The following is a 13,869-nucleotide window of genomic DNA, read 5'->3' as shown; positions in this document are numbered from 1 at the left end:
AAGGCGCTCCAGGCGTGCGGCGTTTGACACCCTTTACGGCTAACCGCTATCTATTGGCTAGCCGTTAGGGGGTGGAGCGGCCGTGATGGGGCTTGCTCCCCGACCACCGATTGACGTCGCTGGATGAGTGAACAAGGACCTGTGAGTAACAACAGCTATGACCCGGAGCCGACCCGTCGTCCCCAGAGCGCCGAGGGGCGGCCCGGCGCATCGGCTCGGCCGGGGAGGCGTCATCGCTCGTCCCAGGGCAGCACGCCCGGCCACGGCTCCTCCCGTGAGGAGAGTGCACGCGTAGGGCGGCGCCGCGCGGCGGCCGTCGAGGAGGCCCAGGCCCCGCAGCCGGGTCCCGGCCGGCGGAGGAGTGGCGGCGGCGGGGCGGGGGATGACGGTGCCGGCGGCGGGCGGTCGGACGGGGACGGCGGCTCCCGGCGTACCGGCTGGAAGCGGTTCATCCCCAGCTGGAAGATCGTGGTCGTCGGCGTCACGGTCCTGGTGGCGGGTCTCTTCGGCATGATCATGGTGGCGTACGCCCTCACCCCGTTACCTTCGGGCACCCAGCAACACGCCGTCGAGCAGGGCAGCATCATCTACTACCGGGACGGCAAGACCGAGATCGCGCGCCTCGGCACCAAGCGCGAGATCGTCCCGATCTCCAGGATCCCGCTGCACGTTCAGGACGCCTTCATCGCCGCCGAGAACCGTACGTTCCGCACCGACCCGGGCATCTCGGTGTCGGGCATCACGCGAGCGGTGTGGAGCACGGTGACCGGCCAGCAGGTCCAGGGCGGTTCGACGATCACGCAGGAGATGGCGCGCGGCTACTACGACGGCCTCAGCCAGGAGCGGACGCTCCAGCGGAAGGTGAAGGAGATCTTCGTCGCGATCCGCGCCGGCCAGGAGATGACGAAGGACCAGATCCTGGCGAACTATCTCAACACGATCTACTTCGGCCGGGGCGCGAACGGCATCCAGGCCGCCGCCCAGGCGTTCTTCGACAAGAACGTGGACAAGCTGACCCCCGCCGAGGGGGCCTACCTGGCGGGCCGGATCCAGAGCCCGAACGCGTTCGACCGGGCGGAGGCCAAGAAGAACTGGGCACCGACCCGGGAGCGGTTCGCGTACGTCATCGAAGGCCTGACGATCGTCGACCCGGCGAAGTACGGGCACCTGCCCAAGACGGCGAAGTTCCCCAAGCTCGCCAGGCTGGAGAAGAAGGAGACCCTCAAGGGCATCAACGGCTACATGGTCGACATCGTCCAGCGCGAGCTGGAGAAGCGGGGGATCACCAAGGAGAGCCTGCGCAGCGGCGGCTACCGGGTGACGACGACGTTCGACAAGAAGCTGATGCTGGCCGCGAAGAAGGCGGTCGAGACCAACCTCGCCGGCGTCAATGACAAGCACATCCACGCGAACATGGCCGCCGTGGACCCGCGCAACGGGCAGGTGATCGCGTTCTACAGCGGCCGCGACTACCTGAAGAGCTTCAACAACAACGCCTTCGACGCCTACAAGCAGGCCGCGTCGGCCTTCAAGCCGTACGTGCTGGCCGCCTGGCTGGAGCGCGGCTACAGCCTGAAGAGTTACGTGTCCGGCAACGGACCGGTCACGCTGCCGGGCACCAAACCGATCGGCAACTCGCACGACGTGGGCGCCGCCGTGCAGATCGACCGGGCCACCGCCGAGTCGGTGAACACGGCGTTCGCCACGATGGCGGAGGAGGTCGGCCTCAAGGAGGTCGAGAAGATCGCCGAGGGCGCCGGGATCGACAAGGAGAACCTGGAGCAGGCCATCAAGGACCACGCGTACGGCATGTCGATCGGCGCCGGCCTGGTCACCCCGGTCGAGCAGGCCGCCGGGTACGGCATCTTCGCCAACCGCGGCGTCCACCACGACGCGCACGTGGTCATCTCGGTCAAGACGTTCAAGGGGATCAGCGTCATGAAGGAGGCCGGCCGGCCCAGGACGGTCATCAGCCCCGACACCGCCGCCGACGCCACGTACGCGATGCAGCAGGTGGTCAAGTACGGCACCGCCAGGGGCACCTCGCTGCCCGGTGGCCGCCCGATCGCCGGCAAGACCGGCACCAACAACGAGAACAAGGAGGCGTGGTTCGCCGGCTACACCCCGCAGCTCTCGGCGGCCGTCGGGATGTACAAGGAGATCCCGCAGACCGACCCGAAGACCAGGAAGGTCATCAAGGACGCCAACGGCTACGCCCTGCAGAAGGAGGTCTCCCTCGGGAACATCCAGGGCGCCGGTACGCCCACCAAGATCTGGCGTGACTTCATGACGATCGCGATGGCCGACAGGCCGGTCGAGCCGTTCCCGGCGCCCGCGTTCGGCGGTGACACGCACGACCTGGTCCAGAAGCCGACGCCCAAGCCGACCCAGGACCCCTCCGACGACGACGGCGATGACCCGGCCTGCTCCGCCGACCCGGCCTGCGGCACCCCGGACGACGGCGACGTCGGCGGCGACGACGACCCGTTCGGGAACGACGGCGACGAGACGCCGGACGGGGACGGCGATCCCGCCGACACCACGGTCTCTGACGGGGACGGGGTCTTCGGGGGCGGCTGAGCCCGCCTGCAGGGCCGAGGCGCGCCCGTTCGCCGCGCCGGGCAGGGCCGCCGGAAACCATTCCGTGCCCATGGGTGTACAACAGGCATGAGATCACGCGAAGTGCGAACGCTGCTCCTTGTCGCCCTGGTGTTGACGCTCGTGGGCGCGGGCGGTCCCGCCCGGGCCCGGACGGGCGGGACGGCGGTCACCCTTCTCGACCCGGTGCCCGCCGCGTTCACCCCGCACGTGACCCACACGCTCGGGTTGTGGGTGCTGGAGAACGACGTCCATCCGCCCGTACAGGCCGGGTCGGGCCGGTACGGGCTGAGGTTCACCTCGCCGTCCGGCGCGACGACGTCGTTCACGGCGGTCCGGATGAAGGAGCGAGGTCACTACGCGGTCGCCGTCGCCCTGGCGCCCGGCTCGTACCGGGTCCACGCGCTCCAGGGCATCCTGGCGCCGTTCGCGATCGGCACCCTGGCCGTCCCCGGCGCGCTCAAGCCTGATCCGCTGCCCCGGCACCTGCGCGATCGCGACGGTCTGGTGGTGACGGATCACTGGGGTCGGGTCCGGCCGCCGGGGTTCCCCTCCATCGGCGGTGGCAAGGTCAGGATCGACGCGGACGTCATGCGGATCCGGTGACCTACTGGTCGGGCGCCTCGGCGAGCGACAGGCTGTTCCCGTCCGGATCCAGCACCTCGACGTGGCGTACGCCGTTGCCGTAGGTCTCCACCGGTTCGTGGCCGATGCCGTGCCCGGCGAGGCGGGCCAGGATGTCGTCGAGGTCGGTGACACCGAGTGTGATCATGGCCGCGCCCACCCGGGAGGCCCGTACGTCGCGGGCGTCGACGACGACCCACGCGTTCTCGCCGACCTGCCACAGGTGCTCCTCGCCGATGACCTCGTCCGCCGGGCGCCCGAAGAACACCCCGAACCACCGCAGCGCCTTGGCCAGGTCAGTCACCGGCATGATGCTGTACAGGTCCACTCTGACCATTCCTTTCCGTCGTCGAGAGGTTGGACCGGTTCCGCGATCAGAACTCATCGCTCGTAGGGATTGGCGGGGGGTGTAAGCGTATTCACAACGTCGATCTCGCTATTGACAGTAACAGCTCCCCATGTTGATATCTGTCTCTAGTAAACGGTTTAACTCTTCGAGGCAGTGCGTTCCCTGGTGCTCATGGAGGAGATCGATGACGGCACGAAACCGGCGCGTGCGGGCGCTGACGCTCTGCGCCCTGACCGGCCTGGCGCTCGGGGCGACGGCGGGGCCGGCGGTGTCCGCCCCGGTGCCGCGATCGGCCTCGCCACAGGCCCCGGCGGCGGGCCCGCGGCTCATGGAGCGGCTCGACCGGGGCGTGGTGGCCGTGCGGTCGGGGGAGAAGGAGGTGCTGGTCAGCTGGCGGCTGCTCGGGCTCGATCCCGAGGGCATCGGTTTCGACGTCGAGCGGTCCACCGACGGCGGGCCGTACCGCAGGCTCAACCGCAAGGTGCTGACCGGCGGCACCAACTACGTCGACGCCACCGCCGACCTGGGCAGGTCCAACCGCTACCGGGTGCGGCCGGTGGTCGACAGCCGGCCGCACCCGCCGAGCCGGCCGTTCACGCTGTCGGCGGGCCATGCGACCGAGCCGGTGGTACGCGTCCCGCTGCGAGAGGGCGGGCGGATCAAGTTCGTCTGGGTCGGTGACCTCGACGGCGACGGCGCCTACGACTACGTCCTGGACCGCCAGACGGTGCCGCAGAAGCTCGAGGCCTACCGCAGCGACGGCGCGTTCCTGTGGGAGCTGGACCTGGGCCCCAACAGCGTGCAGCAGAACAACATCGAGGGCGGCTCGGCCACCATCGACGTCGGCCACAACGACGGCGTGACGGTCTACGACCTCGACAGCGACGGCCGGGCCGAGGTGGCCGTCCGGGTCGCGAACGGCGTCACCTTCGGCGACGGCACCAGGCACACCGAGACCGACGACGTACGCCAGTCCATCGCGATCCTCGACGGCCGCACCGGCGCGCCCAAGGCGACCGCCCCGGTGCCCGACGACTACGTCGCCGACGGGCCGATGTACGCCCGTTTCGGTGTCGGCCACCTCGACGGCCGCGCCCCGAGCCTGGTCGCGTACATGAAGAACCGGATCGGCAACGGCGACTTCAACCTCATGTACACCGCCTGGAAGTTCGACGGCCGCTCGCTCACCCAGCAGTGGAAGTTCCTGCGCGGCGACCAGGACCTGCCGGACGGGCACAACACCCGCATCGTGGACGTGGACGGCGACGGCCGCGACGAGGTCGGCGAGATCGGCTTCCTGCTCAACGGCGACGGCACCCTGCGCTACAGCCTCGCCCCGCAGGGGGTGATCCACGGCGACCGGTGGTTCGTCGCGGACATCGACCCTGGCCGCAAGGGGCTGGAAGGGTACGGCATCCAGCAGGACCACCCCGGCGGGCTGCTCGACTACTACTACGACGCCGCCACCGGCGCCATCATCTGGAAGCACAGCAGCACCGAACCCGGCGCCGACGCGGGCCGGGGCATGGTCGCCGACATCGACCCCCGCTTCCCGGGCATGGAGGTCTGGTCGATCAACGGCGAGGTGAACTACGAGCAGGGCAGGCCCACGGGCCTCTACAACGCCGCGACCGGTCAGCTGGCCGAACCCGACACCACCAAGCAGCCCTGGCCGCACATGGGCGTGTGGTGGGACGGCGACCCGCTGCGGGAGCTGTTCAACGCCGACCCCTTCCCCGACCGGCGCGACGCCAGGATCGAGAAGTGGGACCCCGCCGACCCGGCCCAGCCGTGGGCGTTGCCCCGCGTCGTGACCACCTCGGAGTACGGCGCGGTCACCGCTCTGGGCAACATGGTCTACCCGCACCTGGTCGGCGACATCCTCGGCGACTGGCGCGAGGAGGTGGTGCTGACCAGCCCCGACAACGACGAGCTCGTCATCTTCACGACCGACCGGCCGACCGGCACCCGGCTGTACACCCTCGCCCACAACCCGGCCTACCGCAACGGCCTGACCCTCAAGGGTTACCTGCAGTCCAGCAACGTCGACTACTTCCTGGGCCACGGGATGACCGCGCCGCCCCGGCCGAACATCGGGTACGCCGGTCCGCCCCGCGGCGAGTAGACCCGGGAAGCACCCGATCGCCGTGCGGGAACGCGGGATCGAGGTGCGCCCCCCTCGGGCTGGACGCCGTCCGGCCGGTCTCCGAGGGACCGGCCGGGGCGGCGGCAGCCGAACGCCCGCGCGGTTACGCCTCCGGCCGCTGCGAGAAGCGCACCATGTTGCCCGCGGGGTCACGGAACGCGCAGTCGCGCGGGCCCCAGGGCTGGTCGATGGGCTCCTGCAGCACCTCGGCGCCGGAGGCCCGCACCTTCTCGAAGGTCGCGTCGACGTCGTCGGTGCGGAAGACGATCATCGGCAGGGCACCCTTGCCGAGCAGGTCCAGGACGGCGTCGCCGTCGGCCCGGGAGCGGCCGGCGTGCGGTTCGGAGAGGACGAACTCGGGGACCGGCAGGCCCGGGCTGCCGAGGGTGACCCAGCGGAAGTCGCCGGAGGGGACGTCGTTGCGCACCTCGAGGCCGAGCGCGTCCCGGTAGAAGGAGAGCGCCTCGTCCACGTCGGTGACGGTGATGTGGCAGTACTGGAGTGCGATGTTCATGCGGCCAACGCTAGGCAGCGGCCACCGCGTTCCGCTTCTCCGATCCTGCTCGGCATCGGCCGATCTGGTCCCGCCGTCAGCGCCTTCCCATCCAGGAGTAGAGGGCGTCGTGCAGGTGTTCGAAGGAGTGGTCGACGGGATCGCCTGGCCGCTCCGCGCCGTCCAGGAGCCCGGCCGGATCGCCCTGCGGGCTCCAGGCGTACCCGTACGGGCTGGCCGCGGACTCGCCCTGCTGGAAGAAGACCACGCCGTGCTCCCGGCTGACCTCCTCGAACTCCATCCCCGCGACGGTGCGGGGGCCCAGCCGGTCGCCCTCGTTCAGCGTGCGGGCGACCGCCTCGACCTCCGCGGCCGCGCGGACAAACCGGTCGTCCCCGGAGCCACGGAAGACCACGAGCGCCATCGTCAGGGCGCCCGCGAGCACGAGGACCCCGAAGAACGCCGCCACTCTGGAACGCTGAACGCGCACCGGCATCGCGACCCCCGGTTGATCGTCGTGAACAGGGTTCCGGATGATCCTAAACGGTGGGGTCAGCCGCGCAACAGCGGCAGCAGTTGATCGCCCTGGCGCTTGATCTCGGGCAGGTAAGGGGTGTCGGAGAGGACGAAGTGGGTGACGCCGAGGGCCTGGTACCTGCGCAGCGACTTCGCCACGTCCTCGGCCGAGCCGACCAGCCAGGTCGTGCCCGCGCCGCCGCCGCCGTACTTGCCGGGGGCGGTGTAGAGGTTGTCGTCGAGCACCTCGCCCCGCGCCGCCAGGTCGAGCAGCCGCCGCTGGCCGACGGCGGCGTGCCGGTTCGGGTCGCGGGCGATGGCGCCCTTCGCCATCTCCGCGACCTTGGCCTCGGCGTCGGCCCAGGCCTGTTCGGTGGTGTCCCGTACCAGCGTGGTGATGCGCAGCCCGTACTCCAGCGGTGGGTGCTCGCGTCCGAGCTCCGCGCTGAGCCGTCTGAGCCGCTCGATGCGCTCGCCGACGCCCTCCAGCGGCTCGCCCCAGAAGAGCTGCACGTCGGCCTCGGCGGCGGCGACCCGCTCGGCGGCTGCGGAGGCGCCGCCGAAGTAGACGCGGGGATGTCTGCGCTCGCCGCGGACGACCGGGCGCGGCACCACGGTGGAGTCGGTGACGCCGAAGTGCTCGCCGTGGTAGGTGACGCTCTCCTCGGTCCAGAGCCGGCGCACGATGCGCAGGAACTCCCTGGTACGGGCGTAGCGGTGCGCCTGGTCGCCCTCGCTGTCACCGTACGCCGCCAGGTCGTCCTTGCCCGAGACGACGTTGATCAGCACCCGGCCCCCGCTGATGTGGTCCAGGGTCGCGGCGGCGGAGGCGAACTTGGCCGGGTGCCAGTAGCCGGGCCGGACCGCGATCAGCGGCTGGAACGTCGTCGTCCGCGCGGTCAGCGCGGTGGCGACCGTGAAGGTGTCGGGCCGTCCCCAGCCGGTGCCGATCAGCGCGCCGCCCCACCCGTGGTCCTCGAGCGCCCTGGCCTGGCCGGTGAGGGTCTCCAGGCTGTTGTGGTCCTGGACGACGTCGTCGCCGCGGTGGCCGGGCTGCGCCTGGTTCGGGATGTACCAGAGGAACTGGAGGCTCATCGGCGATCTCCCTGTATAACCTACTCTACATGTAGGTAAAGCATAGATCTAAGGTGCGCTGTCCCGATACCCCGAACGGTGACCCTAACGGCGGTAATCGCGCGGCGACACGCCGGTGATCCGCTTGAAGGCGTTGCTCAGCGCGCTGACCGAGGCGTACCCCACCTGGCGGGCGATCGTCTCCACCGTCTCGTCGCCGCGGCGCAGCTGGTCGGCGGCCAGCTCGATCCGCCAGCCGGTCAGGTATTCCAGCGGCCCCCGCCCGACGACCTGCTTGAACCGGGCGGCCAGCGTCGAGCGGGACACCGCCGCGACCGCGGCCAGCTCCGACACCGTCCAGGGATGGGCCGGCCGGGCGTGCATGGCCCGCAGGGCGGGCGCCACGATCGGGTCGGCGAGCCCGGCCAGCCAGCCCGACGTGCCGCCCGGCCCGCCGGCGGCCAGGTGCAGGCGCAGGAGGTGGATCAGCATGACCAGGGCGAGGTGCTCGGTGACCAGGGTGGCGGCGAGCGGCCGCTCGCGCAGCTCGGCGGCGATCTGCTCGAGTGCCCAGCGCATGGTCGTGGCCTCGGCGGTGCGGCCGGGCACGTGGACCACCGGCGGCAGCACGTCGAGCAGCAGCTCCTGGGCCCGCTCGCCGAACCCGAACCGGCCGCCGATGAAGACCACGTCCTCACCGGACCCCGTCCGCGCCACGCCGTCCCCCGCCGCCTCGAAGACCGGGCGGGCCGGGACCGGCCGCACCCCCGGCCCGCTGGCCAGGGTGAAGGCGCGCGGCTGGACGAGCAGGAAACAGTCGCCCTCGGCCAGCTCGATCGGCTCCGGCACACCCTCGACGGTGAGCACGCAGTGACCGCGGAGCACCGCGTTGAACTTGACCCCCGGCGGCGGCTCGAACGACAGCCCCCACCGGCCACCGGCCACCAGCCCGACGGACAGGTGGCTGGTCGTGCCGACGAGGGTGAGGACGTCTTCGAGAGGATCGGCTTGCTGGACGCTCACGCAACCATCGTGCACCCACCACCATTCCACGTCCAAATCCGCGGCCGGGCGCCCATGGCCGGGCGGGGGGAGCGGGGGATAGCCTTCCCGGACCGGGAGCACGGCGAGGTGTTGACCTTCCCCTTGGGTGAAGCCGCAACATCGTCGGCACCGGCCACGGTGGCCGGGACGAGGAGGAGTGGTGCGGCTGCTGACGATCGGGGCCTTCGCCCGGGCTGCGCGGTTGTCGCCGAAGGCGTTGCGGCTCTACGACGAGCTCGGGTTGCTGCGGCCGGCCGCGGTGGACGGCGAGTCCGGATACCGGTTCTACGATCCCGCGCAACTGGAGCGGGCCCGGCTGATCGCCTGGCTGCGGCGGCTGGGCATGCCGCTGGCCCGCATCAGGAGGGTGTGCGACCTGCCGGCGGGCGCGGCGGCCGAGGAGATCGCCGCCTACTGGGAGCAGGTGCAGGCGGAGACCGCCGCGCGGGGGCAGCTGGCCACGTTCCTCGTCGACTACCTGTCGGGGAGAGGGAGCACCGTGGAAGAGACGGCGAGCATCCTGGGGATCCGCTACGCCGCCCGGCGCCGTTATAAATCTACAATGTAAAGGCGCTCGGTCAGGTCCGCTGAGCCGGATCCCGCGAAGACAACACCGCGACGCCGCGGACGAGGTCGGCGGCGCGTTCGGCGATCGCGATCGTGGGGGCGTTGGTGTTGCCGCGCGGAACGGCCGGCATGACGGAGGCGTCGACGACGCGAAGCCCGTCCAGGCCGCGCACCCGCAGCTCGGGGTCGCAGACCGCCCGCTCGTCGGCTCCCATGGCGCAGCTGCTGGTGGGGTGGAACATGGTGCCGACGTGGCCGCGGATCCACTCGCGCAGGGCCGGGCCGTCGACGTGCTCGCCGGGCTGGTGCTCGCCGGTGACCAGGCCGGCCAGTGGAGAGCAGGCGGTGATGTCGCGGGCGAGGTGGGCTCCTGCCACCAGGATGTCGAGGTCGGTCTCGGCGGACAGGTAGGCGGGGTCGATGAGCGGCGGGTCGGCCGGGTCCGTCGAGCGCAGGGTGATGCGTCCGCGGCTGTGGACGTCGAGTGCGCTGACCAGGATGGCCAGGCCGCGCCGGTTCGCGGAGCCCTCGCCCGGAATGGGGCCGGGGTGGGCGCCGATCTGCAGGTCGGGTGCGGTCAGGCCGGCTCGGGTCCGGACGAAAGCGCCTGCCTCGGCGCCGCACGAACTCATCGGGCCCTGGCCGCTGTCCTGCCAGCGGGCCCGGTTCTCCGAGGTCGCGTGCTCGGTGATGCTGGGCACGCCGGGGGTGTGCCACTCCAGCAGGCACTGCGGGTGGTCCTGCAGGCCGGTGCCGACCCTGGGGGAGTCGGCGGTGATCTGGACGCCGAGCTCGCGCAGGTGGCCGGCGGGGCCGATGCCGGACAGCAGGAGCAGGTGCGGGGTGGCGATCGCGCCGCCGCACAGCAGGACCTCGCGGCGGGCGCGCGCCTCGTACGTCGTGCCCTGGTGCACGTACCGCACTCCGGTGGCCCGTCCGCGTTCGCACAGGATCCGGGTGGCGGGGGAGCCGGTGCGGACGGTGAGGTTGGGGCGTCGTGCGGCGGGTCGCAGGTAGGCGTCGGCGGCGGACCAGCGCCGGCCGTCGCGCTGGGTGGCCTGGTAGTAGCCGACGCCGTCCTGGACGGCGGCGTTGAAGTCGTCGTTGGCGGGCAGCCCGGCGGCGACGGCGGCGGCCAGCCACGCCTGGCTGAGCTGGTGGCGGTGGTTGAGGTCGGCCACCCGCAGGGGCCCGCCGGTGCCGTGGTAGGCGGAGGGGCCGCGCTGCTGGTCCTCGGCGCGCCGGAAGTACGGCAGCAGGTCGTCGTAGCCCCATCCGGCGCAGCCGTGCAGGTCGCGCCAGGCGTCGTAGTCGGCGCGGTTGCCGCGGATGTAGACCATGCCGTTGATGGTGGAGCCGCCGCCCAGGGTCCGGCCGCCGGACAGGAAGACGGTGCGGTTGCCGGCGTGGCGCTGGGGGACGGTGACGTCGTTGCGGGACAGGGGTCCCTGCCAGAGGGCGGGGGCGGCGGCGGGCATGCGGATCTCGGGTGCTTCGTCGGGTGGGCCGGCTTCGAGCAGCAGGATGTGGTGTCCGGGGTCTTCGCTCAGCCGGGCGGCCAGCACGCAGCCGGCGCTGCCCGCCCCGACGATGATGTAGTCGTATCCGCTGTCGTTGGTGGACATGACCCCCATCGTCGCGGCGCCGGTGGCCCGGCGTCTTGACGTGGCGTGCGGGCTTGTTGGCCGTCCGTGCGCGCCGGGGGTGGGATGCGGTGGGGCAGGGTACGGTGAGGTGGTCGTCATGACTGTGGTGTTCCAGGCGGAGGACGAGCCGGTGGTCTCGCGGCGGGACTACTGGCAGGAGGTCGTGCGCGGGTTGCTGGCGCCGTTGGAGCTGCGGATGCCGCGGGGTGATTTCCGCAGCCGCGTCACGGTCACCGACGTGGGTCCGGCGCAGGTCCTCGATCTGGTGACGACGCGTGGGCAGGCCTTGCGGACGCCGCGTCTCATCCGTCGTTCGGACCCGGGGCTGTGCAAGATCGATGTTCTCGTACGCGGGCGGCTCGTCGTCGAGCAGGGCGGCCGTCAGGCGGAGTTGAGGCCGGGCGATTTCGCGGTCGTCGATTTGTCGCGTCCGTGCCGGTGGGTCAACGACACGGCGGCATCGAGCATCGCGCTCAGCTTCCCGCGCGCGCTGTTGCCGCTGAAGGACGGGGAGCTCGGTGCGCTCACGGGTGTCGCCATGCCGGGTGATCGGGGCACGACGGCGTTGATCTCGTCGCTGGCCCGTCAATTGCCGGCCACGCTGGACGGTTGCCGTTCCGAGGAGAGTGCCCGTCTGGGGGCCGCCGTTCTCGACCTGCTCTGTGTGGTGCTGGCCGCCCGGGTGGGGTGGGGTGACGGGCGGCCGGCGGAGTCTCGCGGGGACGCGTTGCTGGTGCGGGTGCAGGGTTACATCGAGCGACGACTCGGTGATCCGGCGTTGTCCCCCGGGTCGATCGCCGGTGCGCACCATATCTCGCTGCGGCGGTTGTACACGTTGTTCGAGGGCGCGGAGAGCGGTGTGGCCGGTTGGATCAGGCGGCGGCGGCTGGAGCGGTGCCGGCGTGACCTGCTGGATCCGGCGTTGCGGTCGCGGCCGGTGAGCGCGATCGCCGCCCGTTGGGGTCTGACGAACCCCGCTCATTTCAGTCGTGCCTTCCGGGCGGCGTACGGTGTGCCGCCCGCGGAGTTCCGCCGCCTCGGAGGCGGAGCCGGGGGACCGGCCTGCTGAGGCCCGTGCACGGCCGGGCAAGGGGTGTGCTCGGCGCCGGTCTCGGGCCTACTTGGATTCGACGCGGCCGACCGCGTCTGGTCCGGTCGTCAGCTCGTCGCACGCCTCCTGCCAGGCGGAGTCGCCCGGGTAGAGCCGGCTGCGGAGGTAGGCCCAGGTGAGCCGCGCGACCGCGGCCACCAACTGGGGGTTCTCGTCCGTGGTCTCGGCGACGTCGTATCCCGAGACCCCGCCGAGGCCGTGCTCGGCGCCGAACAGGGTGAGCAGGGTCTTGGGCGCGGGGGAGAGGAAGTACGGGTCGGCGTGCCAGTCCGGGCCCCGGACCGTCAGGTGGGTGGAGGCGTCCTTGTCGCCGGCGACCACGAGCGCGGGCGTCGTCATCCCGGAGAAGTCCGTGGTCAGGAAGAAGGAGTAGTGCTCGGCCACGAACTCGGTGACGGCGTCGCCGCCCCTGCCGGGCGCGGCGAGCAGCACGCCCGCCTTGATCCGGGGCTCGGTCAGGTCCACTTCCGTCCCGTCGTGGGGATCGGTCAGGCGCGCGCCCAGCAGCAGGCTCGCGGTGTGCCCGCCCATCGAGTGCCCGGCCACGGCGATCCTGCTCCGGTCCAGGCGCCCGGACAGCTGCGGGACGGCGGCCTCGATCGCGTCGAGCCCGTCGAGGACGCGGGTCATGTCCTCGGCCCGCGATCGCCAGTACAAGGGCGCCTCGGGGTCGTCGGGGTCCAGGCTCAGCGTCCTGGAGCTCAGGTGGGTGGGCTGGATCACGGCGAAGCCGTGCGCGGCCCAGAAGTCGGCGAGCGGGGCGTAGCCGTTCAGCGAGGACAGGTTGTTCGAGTAGCCCTGGCCGTGGGACAGCAGGATGATCGGCAGCTCGTCGCCGGTCATGGGCACGGACACTCGTACGTGCAGGTCCACGGCGCGGCCGGGGGCGGGCAGCACCACCGGGCTGACCGACAGGACAGTCGATTCACGCATGATGTGCGTTTCCTTCGATAAGCGGAACGTTGTCCCGGAAATATATGGAACCATGTCCCGTTTTGTCAATCGGGCCCGCCTGTGCGCCACCGCGGGGGGCGCGCTGACCAGGCGTCATGGGATTGACGGCCCGCGGGAGCAAGGCCGGCGCGACGTGCGCTGCGGCCCTGCGGCGCGTGCTCGATCACGCGGGGTAGGCGTGCGTCTCGGTGGCCTTGACCGAGGCCCAGATCTGCTGGCCGGGCGTCAGGTCGAGATCGGCGACGGCGGAGGGGGTGATGTCGGCGAAGGCGGTGATGGGGCCGTCGAGGTGGACGCGTACGTTGTCGCCGTGCCGTTCGATGCCGTCGATGACGGCCTGCCACAGGTTGCGCGGGCTGCCGTCGGGGCGGGTGCGATACAGCGCCACGGCGGCCGGCGGGAAGGCGACGAACGCGGCACCGTCGAGCTGCTCGGAGGTGTGCAGCAGCAGCTCGCCCACCTTGACCCGGCACCCGCCGGCCACGCCGCGATACAGGTTGAGCCCCACGAGGCGGGCCACGTAGTCGGTACGGGGGCGGCGCGAGACCTCGGCCGGGGTGCCCTCCTGGACGACGGCGCCGTTCTCGATGACGATCAGGCGGTCGGCCAGCACCATGGCGTCCAGGGGGTCGTGGGTGACCAGGACGGTGGCGCCGTCGAAGTCGGCCAGGTGGCGGCGCAGCTGGGAGCGGATCTCCAGCCGGGTGTGGGCGTCGAGGGCGGCCAGCGGCTCGTCCAGCAGCAGCA

13 protein-coding genes are annotated in these 13,869 nt (G+C 71.5%); 5 read left to right on the top strand and 8 right to left on the bottom strand.

All coding sequences use genetic code 11. The features are described 5' to 3' along the window. Window positions 1-141 precede the first annotated feature (141 nt). Together ACTWPW_RS44980 and ACTWPW_RS44975 are read left to right on the top strand one after the other, a co-directional pair. The gene (locus tag ACTWPW_RS44980; protein ID WP_443172320.1) at window positions 142-2,580 is read left to right on the top strand and encodes a transglycosylase domain-containing protein; all 2,439 of its coding nucleotides are present in this window, start codon (window positions 142-144) and stop codon (window positions 2,578-2,580) included. Window positions 2,581-2,667: 87 nt separating this feature from the next. Then, window positions 2,668-3,204 carry a hypothetical protein gene (locus ACTWPW_RS44975; RefSeq protein WP_443172319.1) on the top strand — a complete coding sequence of 179 codons (537 nt, stop codon included), beginning with the start codon at window positions 2,668-2,670 and terminating at the stop codon, window positions 3,202-3,204. A 1-nt stretch (window position 3,205) separates the two neighbouring features. On the opposite strand, the gene ACTWPW_RS44970 is transcribed toward ACTWPW_RS44975, so the two are convergent. Next, window positions 3,206-3,550 carry a VOC family protein gene (locus ACTWPW_RS44970; RefSeq protein WP_443172318.1) on the bottom strand — a complete coding sequence of 115 codons (345 nt, stop codon included), beginning with the start codon at window positions 3,548-3,550 and terminating at the stop codon, window positions 3,206-3,208. A gap of 205 nt (window positions 3,551-3,755) precedes the next feature. Here ACTWPW_RS44970 and ACTWPW_RS44965 point away from each other — a divergent pair, with 205 nt between their 5' ends. Next, window positions 3,756-5,696, top strand: coding sequence for a rhamnogalacturonan lyase family protein (locus tag ACTWPW_RS44965; RefSeq protein WP_443172317.1), 1,941 nt, complete (start codon window positions 3,756-3,758; stop codon window positions 5,694-5,696). 124 nt (window positions 5,697-5,820) lie between these two features. Here the strand turns inward: ACTWPW_RS44965 and ACTWPW_RS44960 are convergent, their stop codons facing one another. The 4 genes from ACTWPW_RS44960 to ACTWPW_RS44945 all read right to left on the bottom strand — a co-directional run bounded on the left by ACTWPW_RS44960 (window position 5,821) and on the right by ACTWPW_RS44945 (window position 8,823). Further along, entirely contained in the window at window positions 5,821-6,231 is a 411-nt protein-coding gene (locus ACTWPW_RS44960) for a VOC family protein (RefSeq protein ID WP_375112667.1), read from the bottom strand. 76 nt (window positions 6,232-6,307) lie between these two features. Beyond that, complete coding sequence (locus ACTWPW_RS44955; protein WP_443172316.1) at window positions 6,308-6,679, bottom strand: hypothetical protein; 372 nt, start codon at window positions 6,677-6,679, stop codon at window positions 6,308-6,310. A gap of 83 nt (window positions 6,680-6,762) precedes the next feature. Beyond that, on the bottom strand, window positions 6,763-7,821 hold the full coding sequence (locus ACTWPW_RS44950; protein ID WP_375112665.1) for an LLM class flavin-dependent oxidoreductase: 1,059 nt from the start codon (window positions 7,819-7,821) through the stop codon (window positions 6,763-6,765). Between the two features lie 84 nt (window positions 7,822-7,905). After that, entirely contained in the window at window positions 7,906-8,823 is a 918-nt protein-coding gene (locus ACTWPW_RS44945) for an AraC family transcriptional regulator (RefSeq protein WP_375112664.1), read from the bottom strand. Between the two features lie 181 nt (window positions 8,824-9,004). On the opposite strand from ACTWPW_RS44945, the gene ACTWPW_RS44940 reads away from it, so the two are divergent. Further along, the gene (locus ACTWPW_RS44940; protein ID WP_375112663.1) at window positions 9,005-9,412 is read left to right on the top strand and encodes a MerR family transcriptional regulator; all 408 of its coding nucleotides are present in this window, start codon (window positions 9,005-9,007) and stop codon (window positions 9,410-9,412) included. A gap of 10 nt (window positions 9,413-9,422) precedes the next feature. On the opposite strand, the gene ACTWPW_RS44935 is transcribed toward ACTWPW_RS44940, so the two are convergent. Further along, on the bottom strand, window positions 9,423-11,036 hold the full coding sequence (locus ACTWPW_RS44935; RefSeq protein WP_443172315.1) for a GMC family oxidoreductase: 1,614 nt from the start codon (window positions 11,034-11,036) through the stop codon (window positions 9,423-9,425). On the opposite strand from ACTWPW_RS44935, the gene ACTWPW_RS44930 reads away from it, so the two are divergent. Continuing rightward, window positions 11,035-12,126 carry an AraC-like ligand-binding domain-containing protein gene (locus tag ACTWPW_RS44930; protein WP_443172314.1) on the top strand — a complete coding sequence of 364 codons (1,092 nt, stop codon included), beginning with the start codon at window positions 11,035-11,037 and terminating at the stop codon, window positions 12,124-12,126. The two genes, ACTWPW_RS44935 and ACTWPW_RS44930, sit on opposite strands and share 2 nt — an antisense overlap. 48 nt (window positions 12,127-12,174) lie before the next feature. Here ACTWPW_RS44930 and ACTWPW_RS44925 read toward each other — a convergent pair whose 3' ends face one another. Both ACTWPW_RS44925 and ACTWPW_RS44920 read right to left on the bottom strand, forming a co-directional pair. Continuing rightward, window positions 12,175-13,101 (bottom strand): alpha/beta hydrolase family protein, encoded by a 927-nt coding sequence (locus tag ACTWPW_RS44925; RefSeq protein ID WP_443172313.1) that lies wholly within the window; start codon window positions 13,099-13,101, stop codon window positions 12,175-12,177. A 184-nt stretch (window positions 13,102-13,285) separates the two neighbouring features. Next, a partial coding sequence (locus ACTWPW_RS44920; RefSeq protein WP_443172312.1) for a TOBE domain-containing protein occupies window positions 13,286-13,869 on the bottom strand: 584 nt, incomplete at its 5' end.

Source organism: Nonomuraea sp. KM90 (assembly GCF_052246675.1).
In the GTDB taxonomy this organism is placed as follows: domain Bacteria; phylum Actinomycetota; class Actinomycetes; order Streptosporangiales; family Streptosporangiaceae; genus Nonomuraea.
The sequence above is the reverse complement of the archived record's forward strand: the minus strand, read 5'-3'. Positions and strand labels throughout refer to the sequence as shown.